The organism is Mesorhizobium sp. M1227, from assembly GCF_040318315.1.
Classification (GTDB): Bacteria; Pseudomonadota; Alphaproteobacteria; order Rhizobiales; family Rhizobiaceae; genus Mesorhizobium.
This window is the reverse complement of sequence record NZ_JAMYLZ010000015.1, coordinates 100,900-119,710: the sequence shown is the minus strand read 5'-3', so window position 1 is coordinate 119,710 and position 18,811 is coordinate 100,900. Positions and strand designations below refer to the sequence as shown.

The 18,811-nt window shown below is 60.9% G+C and carries 20 protein-coding genes and 1 pseudogene; 15 read left to right on the top strand and 6 right to left on the bottom strand.

Annotation, left to right across the window (positions count from 1 at the left end; genetic code table 11):
- Window positions 1-19: 19 nt before the first annotated feature.
- The 8 genes and pseudogenes from NKH28_RS19005 to NKH28_RS18970 all read left to right on the top strand — a co-directional run bounded on the left by NKH28_RS19005 (window position 20) and on the right by NKH28_RS18970 (window position 4,741).
- Complete coding sequence (locus NKH28_RS19005) at window positions 20-238, top strand: hypothetical protein (RefSeq protein WP_352980022.1); 219 nt, start codon at window positions 20-22, stop codon at window positions 236-238.
- 1,502 nt (window positions 239-1,740) lie between these two features.
- Window positions 1,741-2,457 (top strand): pentapeptide repeat-containing protein, encoded by a 717-nt coding sequence (locus NKH28_RS19000; protein WP_352456374.1) that lies wholly within the window; start codon window positions 1,741-1,743, stop codon window positions 2,455-2,457.
- A gap of 80 nt (window positions 2,458-2,537) precedes the next feature.
- Window positions 2,538-2,732, top strand: a pseudogene (locus tag NKH28_RS18995) (phage integrase N-terminal SAM-like domain-containing protein); the annotation flags it as partial.
- A 197-nt stretch (window positions 2,733-2,929) separates the two neighbouring features.
- Window positions 2,930-3,073, top strand: a complete 144-nt coding sequence (locus NKH28_RS18990; RefSeq protein WP_352923090.1) for a tyrosine-type recombinase/integrase — start codon at window positions 2,930-2,932, stop codon at window positions 3,071-3,073.
- 18 nt (window positions 3,074-3,091) lie between these two features.
- On the top strand, window positions 3,092-3,268 hold the full coding sequence (locus NKH28_RS18985; RefSeq protein ID WP_352980020.1) for a hypothetical protein: 177 nt from the start codon (window positions 3,092-3,094) through the stop codon (window positions 3,266-3,268).
- A 399-nt stretch (window positions 3,269-3,667) separates the two neighbouring features.
- Window positions 3,668-4,330 (top strand): nucleotidyltransferase domain-containing protein, encoded by a 663-nt coding sequence (locus NKH28_RS18980; protein WP_352923067.1) that lies wholly within the window; start codon window positions 3,668-3,670, stop codon window positions 4,328-4,330.
- A gap of 97 nt (window positions 4,331-4,427) precedes the next feature.
- Window positions 4,428-4,556 (top strand): hypothetical protein, encoded by a 129-nt coding sequence (locus NKH28_RS18975; protein ID WP_352542538.1) that lies wholly within the window; start codon window positions 4,428-4,430, stop codon window positions 4,554-4,556.
- Between the two features lie 5 nt (window positions 4,557-4,561).
- Window positions 4,562-4,741, top strand: coding sequence for a hypothetical protein (locus NKH28_RS18970; RefSeq protein ID WP_352503780.1), 180 nt, complete (start codon window positions 4,562-4,564; stop codon window positions 4,739-4,741).
- A gap of 41 nt (window positions 4,742-4,782) precedes the next feature.
- Here NKH28_RS18970 and NKH28_RS18965 read toward each other — a convergent pair whose 3' ends face one another.
- Window positions 4,783-5,463, bottom strand: coding sequence for a GntR family transcriptional regulator (locus tag NKH28_RS18965; protein ID WP_352473177.1), 681 nt, complete (start codon window positions 5,461-5,463; stop codon window positions 4,783-4,785).
- 230 nt (window positions 5,464-5,693) lie between these two features.
- Here NKH28_RS18965 and NKH28_RS18960 point away from each other — a divergent pair, with 230 nt between their 5' ends.
- The 7 genes from NKH28_RS18960 to NKH28_RS18930 all read left to right on the top strand — a co-directional run bounded on the left by NKH28_RS18960 (window position 5,694) and on the right by NKH28_RS18930 (window position 14,151).
- Window positions 5,694-6,821 carry a sugar ABC transporter substrate-binding protein gene (locus NKH28_RS18960; RefSeq protein ID WP_352980018.1) on the top strand — a complete coding sequence of 376 codons (1,128 nt, stop codon included), beginning with the start codon at window positions 5,694-5,696 and terminating at the stop codon, window positions 6,819-6,821.
- 71 nt (window positions 6,822-6,892) lie between these two features.
- On the top strand, window positions 6,893-8,431 hold the full coding sequence (locus NKH28_RS18955) for a sugar ABC transporter ATP-binding protein (RefSeq protein WP_352923065.1): 1,539 nt from the start codon (window positions 6,893-6,895) through the stop codon (window positions 8,429-8,431).
- Window positions 8,428-10,500, top strand: coding sequence for an ABC transporter permease (locus NKH28_RS18950; RefSeq protein ID WP_352923062.1), 2,073 nt, complete (start codon window positions 8,428-8,430; stop codon window positions 10,498-10,500). Before NKH28_RS18955 ends, NKH28_RS18950 begins: the two co-directional genes overlap by 4 nt.
- A gap of 13 nt (window positions 10,501-10,513) precedes the next feature.
- Window positions 10,514-11,320, top strand: a complete 807-nt coding sequence (locus tag NKH28_RS18945; protein ID WP_352923060.1) for an SDR family oxidoreductase — start codon at window positions 10,514-10,516, stop codon at window positions 11,318-11,320.
- Between the two features lie 10 nt (window positions 11,321-11,330).
- Window positions 11,331-12,278 carry a 3-hydroxyacyl-CoA dehydrogenase gene (locus NKH28_RS18940; protein ID WP_352923057.1) on the top strand — a complete coding sequence of 316 codons (948 nt, stop codon included), beginning with the start codon at window positions 11,331-11,333 and terminating at the stop codon, window positions 12,276-12,278.
- The gene (gene kce / locus NKH28_RS18935; protein WP_352686489.1) at window positions 12,275-13,237 is read left to right on the top strand and encodes a 3,5-dioxohexanoate:acetyl-CoA acetone transferase; all 963 of its coding nucleotides are present in this window, start codon (window positions 12,275-12,277) and stop codon (window positions 13,235-13,237) included. Before NKH28_RS18940 ends, kce begins: the two co-directional genes overlap by 4 nt.
- Before the next feature lie 35 nt (window positions 13,238-13,272).
- On the top strand, window positions 13,273-14,151 hold the full coding sequence (locus NKH28_RS18930) for an SMP-30/gluconolactonase/LRE family protein (protein ID WP_352980016.1): 879 nt from the start codon (window positions 13,273-13,275) through the stop codon (window positions 14,149-14,151).
- A gap of 863 nt (window positions 14,152-15,014) precedes the next feature.
- Here NKH28_RS18930 and NKH28_RS18925 read toward each other — a convergent pair.
- From NKH28_RS18925 to NKH28_RS18905, 5 genes are all read right to left on the bottom strand, one after another.
- Window positions 15,015-15,467, bottom strand: a complete 453-nt coding sequence (locus NKH28_RS18925) for an MAPEG family protein (protein WP_352473188.1) — start codon at window positions 15,465-15,467, stop codon at window positions 15,015-15,017.
- 6 nt (window positions 15,468-15,473) lie between these two features.
- The gene (locus NKH28_RS18920) at window positions 15,474-15,980 is read right to left on the bottom strand and encodes an SRPBCC family protein (protein WP_352473189.1); all 507 of its coding nucleotides are present in this window, start codon (window positions 15,978-15,980) and stop codon (window positions 15,474-15,476) included.
- 1 nt (window position 15,981) lies between these two features.
- Window positions 15,982-16,329, bottom strand: a complete 348-nt coding sequence (locus tag NKH28_RS18915; protein ID WP_352473191.1) for an ArsR/SmtB family transcription factor — start codon at window positions 16,327-16,329, stop codon at window positions 15,982-15,984.
- A gap of 187 nt (window positions 16,330-16,516) precedes the next feature.
- Window positions 16,517-17,836 carry a DUF2130 domain-containing protein gene (locus tag NKH28_RS18910; protein ID WP_352923053.1) on the bottom strand — a complete coding sequence of 440 codons (1,320 nt, stop codon included), beginning with the start codon at window positions 17,834-17,836 and terminating at the stop codon, window positions 16,517-16,519.
- A 694-nt stretch (window positions 17,837-18,530) separates the two neighbouring features.
- Window positions 18,531-18,797, bottom strand: a complete 267-nt coding sequence (locus tag NKH28_RS18905; RefSeq protein ID WP_352503773.1) for a hypothetical protein — start codon at window positions 18,795-18,797, stop codon at window positions 18,531-18,533.
- Window positions 18,798-18,811 lie beyond the last annotated feature (14 nt).

Here is an 18,811-nt window from a genome sequence, read left to right as displayed (position 1 = left end):
AGCTGGGGAGGATCTCAAAATGATCATGTCAGTTGTTAAGTCCCTCGCGCCTGTGACGCTCGGCACCGTGCTGATCGCAATCAGTCCGGCTTCATTGTCGGCTTCTGACGCTCAGGACCTCTCGTTCGCTCACGCTGACATGCCAATCAAACAGCTGAAAGACGTCTATTTGGATTGCGAGCGGGGAGGCCGCCGGTGCGCTGGGGACGGAAGACGTGATGTACTGTTCGATGCGTGAGTTCCGACTAGGCGCGCGATAGCAGTTTGCGCATAATCAACGATGCATGGCCTTCTGCACCGTGCGACGCGGCCCGGCGATCGACCACTTCGAACATGTTTGGACCGCGCATTTCGCCGATCAGCGCAGTAACCAACCCGCGGAGTTCCGCGAGCGACAGCCTTCAAACGAATCAGTCGGTGGTAGCGTCACGCATAGGGTGAATCACGAACGCGCTCGCCTGCAAACCCCTTCGCCCGGAAATCTGCCCCGGTTACGCGGTTCGCCAGCAGACTGAGAAGGAGCGGCTTCAGCCGATCGCCGATGCTATTTGTTATCTTTGTGCCGAATGGCAGCTTTGCGCCCCGATTTCGGCAGTTCGACTATATCGTTCGAACTGCCGAAAGCTGTCGGGGCTCCGGCCCTCTCAAACCCTCCGCCGCCGTTGTCGCGCATGTGCCGCATGCCACCTGCCGTGCTTTCAGCGAGCGACCTTACCTCCAGTCCGGAACCTAGCAGTCGCCCAACTGGTTCAACCTTCCGCCACGGCTGGGCAGAGGAGGGCGTGCAAAACGGTAGGCGCGACTAAGAAACGGTCGCGGTTCGAGTCGGTAGAGGGATACCGCCGATACAGTGCTGTAACCGAGTTCGTTTGCTGACGGGACTTCTTAATCGGCGCAAATAGGTCCGACTCTAACCTCCGCAACCAGTTCCAGCATAAATCACTAATAGTCACGATCTGATCAAAGCCCCGCCGGAAAAAAAAGCAAGGCATTTCCCACGGCAGGTTTGGCGAAGCGCGGAAGGGCACTCTGCCGCCCAGAGTAAGCGGCCTGCACGCGAGAGGGACCCTTTTCCAAGCGCGGTGTTCGAATCCCTCCCTCTCCGCCATACGACATTGTTTACGTTGATAAAAATACAAGAATAGATTGCGCGTCCGCCATAAAGCCCGCCAACCGAAAAAGGCGTATTCGCGGCACGTCAGCTTACGACACAAATATGCGGGGTTGATGCTTCGAGCTGGGAGATGGCAGAGATCAACTTCGGCTTCGCTAAGCGAAGTCGTGGGATTCATGCGACAGCGGAATTAGGATATGCGACGAGCACCCCGTGCCGGGTCAACCTCGCCGTCGGGAAGTACCGATCGGTGCGGAACCGAGCGGATTCACGCTTGTCGGCAGCGGACGGCGGCGGTGGCGGTCAGCATCCGAGCAGGCTCCCAATTAGCGAGACAAACGTCCAGAGCGGAGGGACTTCGCCAGCCTGAACGACCGCTCTCCTCGGCTTAGTCAAGCATACCTACGGAATGATGCGCCTGGCCGGTGACAAATGAATCTCTGCTGGCCTCCGATGATATGGGGAGGCGCTCGCAAATCGCGCCCTACGCGCGGGTTGATCGGTTGATCAACATCAAAGCTTGAATATGAGAAATGCGCTAACTGTGACGGCGGTGGTCACGGTGGCTCGAGTGTCAGCAGATGTGGTAAGGTTGAGTGTCGGCGAGTAGCAGAGGTCCAGCAACAATGACTTTGAGGCGAACCAGAGCTTACGGCGCATCCGGCTTGGTTCTAGCGGTTTGCACTGTGTTTGCTTGGCAGAACGCCACTGCTGCTCACAATTGCGACGCAGCCGCGACGCCTGGCGTCAATTGGCACGAGTGTGACAAGAAGCTTCTCATCCTAGAAGGACAAGACCTGAGCGGGGCGAACCTGTTCGGTGTTGATTTCACTTCGACCGACCTCAGGAACAGCAATCTCCTTGCGGCAAATCTTGAGAAGGCAACGCTTGTGCGTGCTTCCCTGGCCGACTCGACCGCCAAAGGCGCCCGGTTCGACAGAATCGAGGCCTACAGGACCGACTTCAGCCGTATGGACGCGCAGGGCGCTGTGTTTGCGAGCGCGGAAATACAGCGCTCGAATTTCCAGGGCGCCAATCTGACCAATGTTGATTTCACAAAGGCAGAATTGGGGCGTGCGCAGTTCCATGACGCCGATATCAGCGGCAGCCGCTTCTCGTTTGCCAATCTCGCACGGGCGGACTTCCGAGGAGCGACGTTCACCGCGCCGATAGACTTTGACCGCGCCTTTTTCTTTCTGACCCGTATCGAGGGCGTCGATCTTTCCAATTCGGCGGGTCTGTCCCAGTGGCAGCTCAACATGGCTTGCGGAGACGCCCGGACCGAGTTGCCTTCTGGCTTGACGAGGCCTGAAGATTGGCCCTGTCAATTCCAGCAGGAATAGTTGTCGGCAAGCGAACTGTGCAATGCTGCACCCGACAGGATTTGAACCTTTAACTTCTGCCTTCGCGAGAGGAACTCGCCATGGCTACCCTGTCGACCGATGCACCAATCTCTCCGCTTCGCCAGCGCATGCAGCACGACATGCTCATGCGTGGCCTAGGCTCCCATACCCAGCAGGACTACGTTCGTCACGTCCGGCGCTTCGCTGTGTTCCTTGGCCGCTCGCCCGACACTGCGACGGCTGAGGACATCCGTCGATTCCAGCTGCATCAGCATGAGAGCGGCGTCGGCTCTGCGACGATCAATGGCGCGGTCTCGGCACTGCCGTTCCTGTCCCTCGTGACGCTGAAGCGTCGGGATCTGGCGCGTGCGCTGGTGATCATGAGGTGTCAGCGCAAGCTGCCCGACGTGCTGAGCGTGGAGGAAGCGGCGCGGCTGCTCGAAGCCGCATCCAGCATCAAGGCATCAAGTACATGGCGGCACTTGGCGTCGCCTATGGCGCGGGCCTGCGCGTGTCCGAAGTCGCGCAACTCAAGATCGACGACATCGACTCGACACGCATGCTTATCTGCGTCGAACAGGGCAAGGGACGCAGTGCCGCGCGACAATCAAGTTGAGAGCGCGTGTTGCCTTGATTGTCGCGCGGCAAAGACGAGAGCCGCGTCCGTAAAGACCATTCGGCGCGCAACCTCGCCATGATCCGCCGCGGGGTGCTCAACATGCTCCGTCGCGAGCCTTCAAACTCGCTCAAGCGTAAGCGCCTCAAAGACCTCATGAACCCGACCTACCGCCAAGCCGTCCTTGCCGGTTAACGATTCATGATTTGGCCCTGCGTTGGCTTTCGTGTGCACTGTGTGTGCATTGAGAGATGTGATGTGGCCAAATGGCTTTCGGTCGCGGCGGCGCAATCGTAAAATAGGTTATGTCTGAGTAAGCTCCGTCTGACGAAATACTCAGTCTTTCCGACCGGGCATTGGACGGACTGAAGCAGAAAAAAGATAATGAAATGGATAAGATAGAGCGGCATCTTGCTCTTGCTCCTACGATGGACTGGATGAACGTGGCGATCAACATCTTTCGGATACATTCGTGATTGCGGCGCAGCAGCCGCCAAGGCTCAGATAACAGGACATCTGTTTAGAAAACAAAACATCAGATGTGATATCCGGCAGTCGACGTGCTATGGCTCCAGAGCAGAAGGAACTTGCGCCATGGCACGCTCGACCGCTCAAAGCGCTTTGCGCTATCCACTCACCATTATGCTCGGCACCGACGCAAGCGTGAGATTGCTCCGGGAATTATCCCGGCACGGCGGCTTGCTTTCTTCACCATTGCTTGCGGCTCGTAGCGGGCTTGCGAGGGCAAGCGTGTGGTCTGCTCTCGCAACCTTGGAGGGGATTGGCATCGTATCTTCAGAGGGAACGGGCAGGGCTCGTCTTTATCGGTTGAATGATCGCCATCCACTGGCGACATCACTGGAAGCCCTCTTTGAGCAGGAGGCGCTTAGGTATTCCAACATTCGCGCTTTAGTCACTGAGGCGGTCTCCGCAGTTCGGCCGAACGTACTCGCGGCCTGGATTTACGGCAGCGTGGCGAGGGGCGAGGACCGTCCAGACAGCGATCTCGACATCGCAGCGGTTACGCCATCCGAAAAGCTAGAAAGCGCGCTCCAAGAGATCCGTGAGGCACTGGTGACCCACGGTGAAGAGCTTGGCTTCAATCCCTCGGTGGTGGGACTCACTCCGCAGGATGTAACGAGGCTGTCGAGCACGGGAGACCCTTGGTGGGGCGGCGTCGAAGCAAATGCCCTGCTCGTCTTGGGTCCACGCCCGGACGAACTCGCAACAAAAACTCGCCAGAAGGCGTTGGCATGACCAGAAGAGGTGCGACGAAAGTAGTCGAGACAGGCTTTGGCGAGGAGCGATTGCGCATCGCCCGCTCATATTTGAAGGCTGCCCGTTTGGAGGTGCAATGTCTGAAACGGGTAACATCGGCAATCCGGCTATGTCGCAGATCGTGAATGCGGCAATAGCATACGCCGTGCGCTCACTGCCCGATTTGCAGGAACGATCAACCGCGCGGATCATGCGGCCGTGGTGAAAACCATGCGCGATGCGCTTGGAAATCGCCTTCCTGCAGCGCAGGCCAGCCGGTTGCGGAGCATTCTCCATGAGAAGGACGAAGCTCAATACGGAATCAGGGCAAAATCACTACCCGAAGCCGAGAGCTTGCTCGACAAGTTGGAAAAGTTCGCGGAGTGGGCGGAAAAAGAACTGGAAGTCTGATCAGCAATGGAGGCGGCATGTCGCTTATGGCGACCTGAATGTTACTTCAGCAGTTTGATCAGCACTGTGAAAGCCGCGTCGATGTCAGCGCGAACCGCGGCCCGGACAGCTTCCGCGTTGCGGTCTCGCAGCGCTGCAAACATCTGCTGATGGTGCTGGTTGGCGGTCGAATAGTTTCCAGAATCGTGCAGCATGTTGAAATAGGGACTGATCTGCAGCCACAGGTTCTCGATGATGTTGAGCATGTTTTCCGAACCCGCGGCTCGATAGATGGAGAAATGAAAGGCGTAGTTGGCCCTGAGGTAGGATTTGACGTCGCCGGCGGCATTGGCCTGTTCGAGTGCGTCCAGATGCTGGCGCAGCAGCGCCACGCTGGGATCGTCCATTCGCTCGGCCGCCCATGCGGCGGCGATCGCCTCGATCTCAAACCTGACGTTCCTGAGATCGATGAGTCGCGCGCGGCTTAATGCCGGGATACCGATCGAACGGCCAGAAACCACCATCAATGCGTTGGCGGCGCTCAGACGCCGCAGTGCCTCGCGAACCGGCATCGGGCTGACGCCGAAAGCGTCTGCGAGGCTCTGCACCGTCACCATTTCACCTGGAACGATACTGCCGTCGAGGATCAACTCGGTGACGTGCCGGTAGACCCTGTCCTGCAGGGTTTCCCTGGACAGCGGCGTAATCTCGACGCCCGGCTTCCTGAATGCCGCCCCAGCCATCTGTGCCTACCTTTCCCCAAACGGCGACGCTCTTGTCCTACCCGGCGCCTGTGCCCGGAATGCAAGGTTCGGATTGCCGCGTCAAGCGCCGGCGTATCCGGCTTTTACCCATTAGCATTTCATCATTGATCTTTGATCAAATCATGATACGGTCAGCTGCGTCGAATGACAAGGAGCACGTTTCGTGCCCTTGGGAGGCATTTGGTCGTCTGAATTGGGAGGAGTTTCGAATGGGTATCGGATCGAAAGCCCGGCGGCTCGCGCTGCTTGCCGGCATGGCTGTTTGCGCCTTTGAGATGTCGGCGGCCGAGGCGGCCGGAAAGCACAAAATATTTCTCAGCATGAGCTTCATCGGCAATGATTGGCAGGCCGAGGCCGCCAACATGGTCAAGGCGATGGCGTCGCACAAGAGCATGGCCGACAAGGTCGACCTCCAGGTTCAGGTGGCCGGGCCGAACGCACAGCGCCAGATCCAGCAGATCAACGCGATGGTGCAGGCAGGTGCCGAAGCCATCGTGATCTTCCCGATCTCGCCGACAGCGCTCAACCAGGTGGTGAAGAACGCCTGCGACAAGGGGGTAAAGGTGTTTGCCTACGATGCCGAGATCACAGAGCCCTGCGCCTACAACGTCCATATCGATCAGGAAGAGGCTGGCCGCGTGACGGCGGAGTGGCTGGTCAAGAAGCTCAATGGCAAGGGCAACATCATCGCAGTGACCGGCGTTCCCGGCACCTCGGTCGACGATCTGCGCACCAAGGCCGCAAAGGAGGTGTTTGCCAAGCATCCCGACATCAAGATCGTGGGCGAGGCTGTCGGTATGTGGAGCCAGGCGGTGGCCCGCACCGAACTTTCCAAGATATTGGCGACGCGCAGCTGGGACGACATAAATGGGCTGTGGATGCAGGTCGGCTGCTTCACCGCCAATTCCATGCAGCTCGAGGCCGGCAAGAAGAGCAGCGAACTGCTGCCTTGCGCCGGCGAGGGCTCCAATGGCGGGCGCATCCAGATGCTGCCGGAGGGCACGGAGGTCGAGGGCGCAGCCTCTCCCTATGCGCCGCTCGGCGCGCCGCGTATCTCCTATGCATCGCCGCCCTATTCCGGCGCGCTTGCCCTTAAGCTTGCAGTCGAGGCACTTGACGGCAAGGAGGTTGCCAAGAAGACGATCCTGCCACTGCCGGTCGTCACCAACGACACGATAAAGCTTTGTAACGAAGGCACCTGGGCAGAGATGAAGGCTGGCTGTAACGCCTTCAAACCGTCGCTGGTCTCCAACCCCGGCTGGTTCGCCTCGATCTTCTCCGACCAGACACCTGAAATCGGTCTCGCGGCCGCCCTTGTCGGCCAGCCCGAGGAGTAAGGCTCTCCGAATGGGGCGTGGGGTGCTTTGGAGGCCCTCCCACGCACCCCGTGCAGGCCGGGACTGGGATCATGATGTCAGCGCAATCGACAGCTGTCGGCATAGAGGGCGTCCGCAAGGCGTTTGGTGCGACGGTCGCCCTCGATGGCGTCTCCTTTGAGATCGTTTCGGGCAGCGTGCACGCGCTGCTCGGCGAAAACGGTGCCGGCAAGTCGACGCTCGTCAAGCTGCTGTCGGGACTGGTGCGGCCCGACGAAGGGCAAATCACCGTTCTTGGTGAACCGGCGCCACTCGGTTCGCCGCGCGCCGCGCACGCCAAAGGCGTGCAGACAGCCTTCCAGGAAATGACGCTGGTGCGCGATCTCAGCGTTCTCGACAACATGCTGCTGCCCTACGCGCCTGTCGGCTCGAGCGGCCTGATCAGGCGGGCGAGCGCGCGCAGGGCGGTGCGCCAGCACATTTCAGATCTCGGCTTTTCGGTCGATCTTGATGCCGAGGTCGCAACCCTCGATCTCGCCGTCCGCCAGAAGATCGAAATCGCGCGCGCGCTCTATCGCAAGCCGCGCATCCTCCTGCTCGACGAACCGACCTCGACGCTGTCGGGCGGCGATGTCGAATGGCTGGGCGGCATCATCGCGCGACTTAAGGCCGCCGGCACGACGGTCGTGTTCATCACCCACCGCATGCGAGAGGTGCGGGCCTTCTGCGACACGCTGACCATTCTCAGAAACGGCCGTCACATCGTGACGGCGCCGGTGGCCGACGTCCCGGATGGAGAAGTGATCGAAAAGATCATCGGTCGCAGCATCGCCCAGACCTTTCCGCCGAAACCCGAAAGCGAGGCGGTCTTCGGTCCGCCGGTGCTCGGCGTACGCGATCTCAAGGCCGGCATGAAGCTCGACGGCGTCGGTTTCGACCTCCGCAAGGGCGAGATTCTCGGCATTGCCGGGCTTCAGGGCATGGGCCAACTCGACCTGTTCCTCGCCTGCTTCGGCATGGCCGAGATCGAGCGCGGCCATATCCTGGTCGACGGGCGCGAAGTGTGGCTCGGCTCGCCCGCCGATGCGCTCAAGCCCAATATGGCGATCGGGCTGGTGCCGGAGGACCGCAAGACCGAAGGCCTGTTCCTGAAGCTCTCGGGCCGGCAAAACGTATCGCTGCCGGTCGTCGCGCGTTTTACCCGATTTGGCCTGATCAGCAGGCACGAGGAGGCGCAGGCCGTCCAGTCCGCCTTCTCGGCGGTCGAGGTCGACCACCGCGCCATGTGGACGAGGGCGGGGGCGTTTTCGGGCGGTAACCAGCAGAAGATCGCCATCGCCAAATGGCTGGTCGCCGAGAGCCGCATCCTGCTGCTCTTCGACCCAACCCGCGGCATCGACGTCGGCACCAAGCACGAGCTCTATGTGATGATGCGCGACTTTGTGGCGGCCGGCGGCTCGATCCTTCTGCATTCAACCGAAATTCCCGAGCTGGTCCATCAATGCGACCGAGTGCTCGTCCTCTATGACGGTCACTTGGTGGCGGAGCTTGCCGGCAACCACATCACGGAAGGCGCGATCATGCGACCGGCGCTGGGGCAAGGCGAGTTGGTCCGGGAGGCGGCGGAATGAGCGTGACGAGTTTGCCCGCCGCGGCACCGGCCGCGACATTGACGCGGCTTCTCGCGCGGCACAGCGGCGCGATCATCGCGGCGATCGTCTTTGCGGTGCTCCTGCTTATCGTCGATCTGGTCAGTGCCGGGCGGCTCACCTATTTCGACATTTCGTTTCTCTCCAGCGGCGGCGCCACCTCGGCACTGGCGGCGGTCGGCCAGACGGTGGTCATCCTGTCCGGCGGTTTCGACCTGTCCGCCGGCGCGGTGATCTCGCTGGTCAATGTCGTCCTGGCAAAAGGTATGGATCCGATGGCGACCGGCTCCAGTGTCGCGCTGTGGACCTTGGCCGGAATTGGTGTCGGCATGCTGGTCGGCGCCTTTAACGGCTTCTTCATTGCCGTCCTGCGCATGCAGCCTATCGTCGTCACGCTGTCGACCATGTTCATCCTGCAGGGGGTAACGCTGCTGGTCATGGACAAGCCGGGCGGCTTCGTCTCGCCCGATCTTGGCGCCTTCTATCTCGGTGATGCTATCGCCGGCTGGATACCGATGCCGCTGGTGGTCATCGGCGTCGTCCTGCTCGCCTGGTTCTGGCTCAAAGGCACACGCTTCGGGACCGCGCTTTATGCCGTCGGCAGTGATCCGGACGCGGCCGCTTCGGTCGGCGTGCGCGTCGTTCTCGTGCGCTTCCTGGTCTATGTCATAGCCGGCGGCTGCTACGGGCTCGCCGGCGTCTTCATCAGCGCACAGACGGGCAGCGGCGATCCGCTCGTCGGTAACCCGTTGTTGCTGTCGATGTTCGCGGCGGTCGTCGTCGGCGGTACAAGGCTGGGCGGCGGTCAAGGCGGGCCGGTTGGCACCGTCTTCGGCGCCTACATCCTGATGATGGTCGTCAACATCCTGCTCGTACTCAACGTCTCGGCCTATTATTCGACGATCGCCGAGGGCACGATCCTGATCCTTGCGGTGCTTGCCGGCTCGCTGTCGTATGGCTCCGTGCTCGCCCGCCAACTGCGTGCGCTGCGGGCGCGGTTGGCCGCATGGCGCGCCGGAATGCTGCCCTCGCAGATCGATCGCACCGACCGGCGGCTGAGGATCGCGCGTGGCAGCACCGACGATCAGCAGGCGCCGCAGCCGGCCTTCCATATACGCAATGCCGAGACGCTGCGTTATGCGCTGCCGGCCTATGTCTGCCTGGCCGTCGTCGTGATCGTCACCCAGATCTGGCTCGGACGCGCCATCGTCAACGTCACCTACTGGAACTCGCTTTTCGTGCTGTCGAGCTTCCTCGCCGTCCTCGCGCTTGGGCAAGGCAGCGTAATCCTCACCGGCGGGCTCGACCTGTCGGTGCCGTGGACGATCGGTCTCTCGGGCATCCTGCTTGCCGGCATGGTCAACGGCTCGGATGGTGCACTTGCCTATGCGCTGCCGGCGGTGCTGCTCACAGCTTGCCTGATCGGTTTTGCCAACGGCATCGGCATCGTCTTCCTCGGCATTTCGCCTATCGTGATGACGCTGGCCACCAACGGCATTCTGCAAGGCGTCGCGCTGCTTTACTCGCAGGGTACGCCGGCCGGCTTCTCCTCGCCGATGCTGCGCTGGTTCATGACCGGGAAGGTATTCGTTGTGACGCCGGTGGTGCTGTTCATGATCACCTTCGTCGCGTTTGCTGTGCTGCTGCTTGGCCGCACCCCTTTCGGCCGCCGGGTTTATGGCATCGGCAACAGCCTGCGCGCGGCCCAGCTCTCCGGCATCGCGGTCGGGCGCACGCTCATCCTCGTCTATGTGCTGTCGGCGGTCTGCGCGGGGCTCGTCGGCATCATGCTGACCGGCTTTTCCGGCCAGGCCAGCCTCGGCATGGGCGACGATTATCTGCTGCCCTCGATCGCCGTAGTCGTCGTCGGCGGTGCGCTGATCACCGGCGGGCGCGGCCACTATCTCGGCATGCTGGGGGGCGTGCTGCTTTTGACGGCGTTGCAGATGCTGCTCGCCGGCACGACGCTGCCTTACGCGACGCGGGCGATCCTGTTCGGGCTGGTGGTGCTCGCTGCGGTCATGGCGCTGCGCGAAAGGCGAATTCAATGAAAGGAATGGAATAATGAGCTCCAGCGCACCGGCATCGGCGGACGAATTCCTGACAGGGCTCAAAGGCCAACGCGTGCTGGTCACGGCGGGTGCCGGCGGCATCGGCTTTGCTATTGCCGAGACGCTGTCGGGGCTCGGCGCGCGTGTCGTGATCTGCGACATTTCCGACGAGGCGCTGGCCGCCGCTCCAGAGAGGCTCACACTCGCCGGCGCAGTCAAAGCGGACGTTTCACGCGACGACGATGTCGACCGGCTGTTCGAGACCATAAAGGAGAAGCTCGGCGGGCTCGACGCCCTGATCAACAATGCCGGCATTGCCGGGCCGACCGGCGGGGTCGATGAGATCGATCCGGCAGACTGGCGGCGCTGCATAGATATCTGCCTGACCGGCCAGTTCCTGTGCGCGCGCCGTGCCGTGCCGCTGATCAAGGCGGCGGGCGGCGGCTCGATCGTTTCGATGTCTTCGGCCGCCGGCCGCCATGGCTACGCGTTCCGCACGCCGTACTCGGCTGCCAAGTTCGGCGTTGTCGGCCTGACCCAGAGCCTTGCCAAGGAACTCGGACCGCATGGGATCAGGGTCAATGCCATCTTGCCCGGCATCATCGAAGGGCCGCGCATCGACAAGGTCATTGCCGACCGGGCAAAGCAGCTCGGCGTTTCAAACGAGGAGATGACACAACGCTATCTGCAGAACATCTCGCTGCGCCGCATGACCAGTCCATACGATGTCGCGGCGATGGTGGCCTTCCTGCTTTCCGATGCGGGCATCAACATTTCCGGCCAGTCGCTCGGCGTCGACGGCAACGTCGAGACACTCTGAGGGGGAGATCATGGCGAAGGTAGCAATTGTCGGAAGCGGCTTCATCGGGCGAGCGTGGGCGATCAGCTTCGCTCGTGCCGGCCATGATGTGCGCATGTGGGATCAGGCGCCGGCCGCGGCCAGCGGTGCGCGCGACTATATCGCTGGGGTGCTCGGCGACCTTGCCGCCAACGATCTGCTGCGGGGACAGGCGGTCGATACCGTGCTTGGCCGCATCATCATTGTGGAGGAGCTTGGCGAGGCCTTGGCCGATGCCGTCCATGTCCAGGAGAACACGCCGGAAAACCTCGAGGTGAAGCGTGACGTGTTCTCCCGCATCGACGCACTTTCCGGTCCGCAGGCGGTGATCGCCAGTTCCACCTCGGCGCTGTTGCCGTCGAGATTCACCGATCATCTTGAGGGGCGCCATCGCTGCCTCGTCGTGCACCCGATCAATCCGCCCTATCTCATCCCGGCAGCGGAGGTGGTGCCGGCGCCATGGACCTCCGCCGAAACGGTGGAAAGGACCCGCGCGTTTCTTGTCGAGGCGGGCCATGCGCCACTGGTGATGAAGCGCGAGCTCGACGGCTTCATCATGAACCGCTTGCAAGGCGCGCTGTTGGAGGAGGCGTTTCGGCTCGTCGCCGACGGCTATGCCAGCGTCGAGGACGTCGACACTGGCCTGCGCGACGGGCTGGCGCTGCGCTGGTCGTTCATGGGTCCGTTCGAGACGGTCGACCTCAATGCACCCGGTGGTGTGCGCGACTATGTCGAGCGCTATCAGGCGATCTATTCCAACATCTTCCCTCAGATGCTGCGCCGCGTCGACTGGGCCGGCGAGGTCATGGAAACGGTCGAGGCCGAGCGTCGCAAGCGCCTGCCGCGGGAAGAACTCGGCGAACGGCAGGTCTGGCGCGACCGCCGGCTGATGGCGCTGGCGGCGCACAAGAAAAAGTCGGATCAGGAGTTTGGACAATGACGCAAACAAGCCGCAAGCCCGGCGCCCAGCAACCCAGCGGCAAGGTCATCATCACCTGCGCGGTGACGGGGGCGATCCACACGCCGACTATGTCGCCTTATCTACCGATCACGCCGGACCAGATCGCGCGCGAGGCGATCGCGGCGGCGGAGGCGGGTGCGGCGATCCTGCATCTGCATGCCCGCGACCCCGAGACCGGCAAGCCCGACCAGACGCCAGAGGCGTTCGCGCGTTTCCTGCCGCGCGTCAAGCAAGGCACCAATGCCGCCATCAACATCACCACCGGCGGCAGTCCTTACATGAAGGTGGAGGAGCGTGTGCGCCCCGCCGCCCAATTCAAGCCGGAGGTCGCCTCGCTCAACATGGGCTCGATCAATTTCGGGCTCTATCACCTCGCCGACAAATACGAGACGTTCAAGTTCGATTGGGAAAAGCCGCATCTGGAAGCGACGCGTGATCTGGTCTTCCGCAACTCGTTCAAGGACATCGAATACATACTGGCAACCTGCTACGACAATGGGACGCGCTTCGAGTTCGAGTGCTACGACATCGCCCATCTCTATAACCTCTCCCATTTCGCCGATCGCGGGCTGGTGAAGCCGCCGTTCTTCGTGCAGTCGGTGTTCGGCCTGCTCGGCGGCATCGGCACGCACCCGGAAGACGTCGCCCATATGAAGCGCACCGCCGATCGCCTGTTCGGCGACCAGTTCCGCTGGTCGGTGCTGGGTGCGGGCGCCAGCCAGTTGCGCATCGCGGCACAATCGGCAGCGCTTGGCGGCAACATTCGCGTTGGGCTCGAAGACAGTCTTTGGGCCGGTAGGGGCAGGCTTGCCAAGTCGAATGCCGAGCAGGTGGTGCTCGCCCGCAAGATCGTCGAAGGCCTCGGCATGGAAGTGGCAACGCCCGACGAGGCCCGCGAAATCCTGTCATTGAAGGGCGGCGACCAGGTCGCGTTCTGACCGGTTTCTGCAAGGTTCGAACAGAGGAGGACGGCATGAAGATCGAAGTCGTGGTGGACGTGAAGACCACGCTGGGCGAGGGACCGCTGTGGGACGTTGAACAGGAGCGCCTCTACTGGATCGACAGTTTCGACGGGCGTGTGTTTCGGGCAACCGCCGACGGGAGCGAGATCCGTTGCTGGGACGTGCCGATGAAGATCGGTTCGATGGCATTGCGCAAGGACGGAGGTGGCGCGGTGGTATCGCTGCAGCGCGGTTTCCATCTGCTTGATTTCGCCACCGGCGAGGTGACGCCGATTCACGATCCGGAGCCGGACAGGCCGATGAACCGGCTCAATGACGGCAAGGTCGACCGGCGCGGCCGCTTCTTCGCCGGCTCAATGGACACGATGGAAGAGGGACCCTCCGGCGGACTCTACCGGCTCGATCCGGATTTCTCGGTTACCAGAATAGATTCCGGCATCATCTGCTCGAACGGTCCGTGCTGGAGCCCGGACGACCGCACCTTTTATTTCGCCGACACCTGGACCGGCGAGATCTGGGCCTACGACTACGACATCGCAACCGGTGCCGCCACCAACCGGCGCACCTTCACGCGTGTCGATACCAGCCGGGGCGGGGCGGCTGACGGCTCGACCGTCGATGCGGAAGGATTCCTTTGGAACGCGCTGGTCTATGACGGCAGGCTGGTGCGTTACGCGCCCGACGGCAGCATTGATCGCATCATCGACATGCCCGTCAAGAAGATCACCAGCGTCATGTTCGGCGGGCCCAGGCTCGACACCTTGTACGTCACTTCGATGGCCAAGCCGCCGCTGCCGCGCTTTCCGGGCGACGGAGTTTTACGAGGCAGCCTTTTTGCCATCACCGGCCTCGGCGTGACGGGAGTTCCCGAGCCAAGATTTGCCGCGTAAATCGGTGCGTAATGGCGATGTCCTTCCTGCCTGCTTGGTGCCACCCCAACCTCCCGCCGCAGGGCAACCGGCGCTGGAAACTCGTGCCCTGCGGTTCTGATGGAACCCACAATGAGAGGCTTGAGGCGCTTTCGCCTGACGTGCGCGCGAACATGTCCCTGGAGAAACCATCAACCGAGCGTTGGAAACCTGCTCGCAACAAGAAATCCACCCATTAGCAACTCCAACGCATCGAGTGCCTCTTCATCCCGCAAATTGGTCAGAGCTACGCTGTCCACCAAGACAACCTTTTCATTGTCTATGTCATAGACTTCCCAAAGTCCGTCCCTGATCCTTCGGATGGCGTGTCGACGCTCCATAAGCGGAACCTAATACTCGAGTCGCGGCGACGTTGATAGAAAATTCGGGCACGAGCCGATCATAATAGTGGAAAACCGCAGGTCGCCCTGACGATGCTCTTACGATTGAGCCCACGAAAAAGCGCTTCAGAAAACGAAGAGCACCGATGGCGGCAGCACGACAGGCGGTGCGCCGGCTATCACCAGTCCTGTGTTGAGGGCAGGTTGGTTTCCGCTATCAACCGCTTCGTCATCGACCACAAGCTGCAGTCATAGCCCTTCGTCTGGACCGACGATCCCGACAAAATCATCACGGCCGCCGCGCGTGCACCAGGTGCTGGAGTCGATCCATAGCATTGACTATAGCAGTGTGGCGGTCCGCGAATGTCCGCTCTCCCAATAGGCAAGTTCGACCCCAAACAGACGTCCTCGTCAGTCTTTCGCTAGTCGACACGCAGGCCTCGATGGCGACGACGTCCGTGAACGACAGGATTGGAGCTTTCGGTACTGACATACGGTTCTACCTCAGGCAAAGAGCAAATCGTGGACTACGGCGCCCATCAGGACAACGATTGCGAGCAGGGAGACTGCAAAAGCGATCGTGCGCCAAGGCTGCATGGCCTTCAGATAGACTATCGAATGTACGATCCTGGCGACTACAAAAATTGCGAAAATGGGAATTGCAATTGCTGCCTTTCCTCCCGTGAAAACAAAGAGCAGGCCCAGCAGCAGAAATGGATAGATCGTGGCCTCGGCATTGCGGTGTGCGCGCAGGAGCCGCGCGACAGTTGGCGGGTCAATTTCTGACACGGGTACACCATAGCGAGCCCCATCCTCCGGATTGATTGCCACGCCACCCTTCGCGCGGATCGCCCCGCTGGAAGCCCAGAGCATCAGAAGATTAAGGCATAGAACGACGCAGGTGATGGCATACGCCACCAGAGCCGCATCTGCCGCTGTCCAGATTGATTGTTGCATCTAATGTTACTCGCCGCTGCTCGGAGCAGTTGACGGAGAGCTGGATGTCCGTTGTGCCATCGCGCCAATATGTGCGGCAAGGTTGTCCAATGTCTTGGCCGTTCCGGTGTCGATGCCCATTTTCAGATATTGCTCCAACCGTTCCGCCGAGCCGCACTCGATCCTCACCGTCAGAAACGTCTTGCCGCCAGTCTCGTCGAGAATGACACGCCCGATCGCCCCCATTGCTTCGAAGACGAGATGACGCGGCGGTGCGATCTCGCGATAGACGCCAGCGAACTGGTTGGCGCCAGGGGGATGCCGGTTGACGAACCTGAAGGCCCCTCCCGGACGCAGGTCGATCTCGCATTGTGCGAGCGGTTCGCCTGATGGATCCCACCAGCATGCCACATGCTCCGGCTGCGTCCATGCCTCGAAGACCTGTTCACAGGGCGCAGCAAGCACGCGCGTCAGAATGATCGTGTGCTTGTCCCGGTCGAGTATCAGGTCGGTGTTCGCGATCCCTGCCAGCATGCTACTTCTCCTTTTTGCCCATTTTTTCGAGGTGGCGATCCAGATTGTCGAGCCTGTCTTCCCATTGGCTGCGAAACGGCTCTACCCAGTCGGCAATATCCTTGAGAGCCGTTGTCACCAGCTTGCGCGGTCGCCGCTGCGCATCACGTCCGCGTTCGATGAAACCCGCATCCTCCAGCACCTTGAGATGCTTGGAGATCGTGGGTTGACTGAGTTCGAATGGTGCCAGCAGTTCCGACACCGTGGCTTCGCCCGTCGCAAGGCGGGCCAGGATCGCGCGTCGCGTGGGATCGGAGAGGGCCGAGAATGCCTTGCTCAGACGGTCGCCGGTGGGTCCATATATTGCCATATGACTATATAGCCATATGGCGATTAACGAGTCAAGACCTTAGATAAGAGGCCGTCGGCTAGGCACGACGATTGCCTCGGGTGGGCGGGCTTCTTTTGCTTACCCTATCCGAGGAGTCCGAAGGGTATGTCTGGGGAAGCCGCTCCAGATTGCCAATCGTTTTCCTGTTGAGCTGCATACCGATTGCCTATTCGGCACCGGGCGGAAATGTTTCAATGGCCAGGACCTCCAAGCCGTCAATTTCTTGCATCACCTTTCCAGCGATGCCTTGCAAGTCGCCGTACATCCCCGCGGTCGACTCGATTACGCCTTGTATTTGAGCCTCCCGCTTGGCCCACAGGCGTGTTGTGGCCTTGCGTTCCTTGGCCAGGTCCTCCTGCATATCAGAGAACTTTTCGACGATGGCCTCGACGCGATGGCGGAACCGCGGACCGGTCAGATAGCCATAGACCTGCTCCATTTTGGTGGCTTGGCCGTCCTGGGCGAGGCGGGAGTTCGCCAGCTCGATGAGTGATTGTCGCAGCATGATTGCGATCGGCATCGCGCATTTGGGATGGGCGACATAGACCCCGTCCAGAAGATCGAAGGTTTCCACACCGGCAGGCAGAGCTTCCGAGATCATAAGCGCAATGTCCGCCTTTGCGGCCCGCTGATCAGCCCTGAGCTTCCCCAACCAACCCTGGCTCCAGTTCTTGGTGCGTTTCGATTCCCACAAAATGGCGCCGCATGGCTGGCCGGCCGGTCCGACGACGCGGTGCAGGACATCTCCGCCGAACTCACCCTTGGCAACCGGTTCAATGACGTCCATCGGGAACCGGCCGGCAATGAGGGCTTCCAGCTGAAGCTCCAGAACTTCACCCTGCAGCTGCTGGGAACCCTGTTCCGCACGGCGCTTCAGCTCCTCAATCTGACGCTGCATGCCTGCGATCTGTTCTTCCTTTTCCGCGACCTTCATTTTGAGCCCGTCTTCCGCTTCCGACCTCGCCTTGACGCGAACGGCGTCCAGCCCCTCCTGGATCTTCCTTTCGATGGTCAGCGCCATCTCCCGGCTTTCGTCGTCAAGCGCACGCTGCTTTTTCAGGAATTCCGCCTGTTGCTGCTGGGCCTCGGTGAGCTTTTCGTCGCGCGCCTTCAACGTCGCCTCCAGCTCGGCAAGCTTCGTATCCTTGTCCTCCAGGTCTACCGAAAGCAGCAATTTTGCCTTGCGGGCTTCCTCGACCGCGATTCCGGCACGCTCAAGCTTAATTTGCCCAGCCACCTGGTTGGCGATGTCCTCTTTGGCGGCGACGATCTCGGCCTGCTGGCGCTTGAGCTCCTCTTCTCTGGCAGCCATCGATGCCTTGCTCTGCGCCAGGCGCATTTCGTATTCTTCACGCGTGGCGGCAATCAAAGGGGCCGCGAGCGACTCATTGAGCTTGATTTCCGTCTTGCAGCTTGGGCAGCTGATTGTCGGTTCATTGAGAATCCTGTCCCCCTGCAGCATGGTATTGATGGGCTGGACGGTCATCTGCGCGCTGCCTCCCTGAGGAATCAGTTAAAGGACACGCCAGACTATATATCTCGCCACGCGTTTTCGGAAAAGAACAAAAAGTGAACCAATTTTCTGCGGCTCCATGAAGTCCATGTGATCGGCGATGTATCTGCGCGTGCTGACTGAGAAGGCGAGGGCCCGGGAGCCACCATGGTCGCCGTATCGAGAAGCAGTCTCATGCAGGCATATTGGATATCGCGTGCGATATTGCAAGAGGACCGAGCTTTTCGTAAATTGCCTGGCTTGGGAATTCCAAATCGCAGTGCTCAAGTATTTGCACGCCACACTACGACCGCGCGGCAACTGAACTTGTCTTGCCGATCATCACGCCGCTCAATGCCCTCGATCTATACAGAAGAGCGGGCATGCCATGGTGGACGAGGCCAAACCTGGGAACGACAGCGCAAGTCACGATTACAGGGCTGACATGTCGGCACGAGATATGGTTGAACGAGCCGTCCTGTCGATCGCCCGTTTGTTGGGTCGACGGGCTGCTCGGGAGCATTTCGAGGAATTGCAGGCGGCCAACGACAACAATGTCCACCTCTTGAGAAAACACCGTCAGAAGGGGAGGGTGGGGCGCGAGGAGAGGGCGTAGGGCGCCCCGCGCTCCGGTGCTGGCCCGTTCGATGCGGGTAAGGACCGGAGGCCCGCCAAGAAATCAGTACGGCTATTTGCGAACGATGCCGCGCAATCGACGCTGCGCCGCCGTCTCTTTGATCACGCCAGCAATTTTGCGGACAAATGCGGGGCTGAACGCGCCGATCGGCGTCGTCGTCACCAGATCATAGGCTTCATCGACCGGCACCCGGTTAAATTCGTCCAGGATCAGCCATGACGGATAGTCGAGGCCGCCGCGGCGGCATTCGATTTCGCTGATGGCGAGATGCGGGCGCGACCGGTGGGGTTTTTGCGAAGTCAGCGGAAAGAGAAACAAGGCTGGGCGTTGCT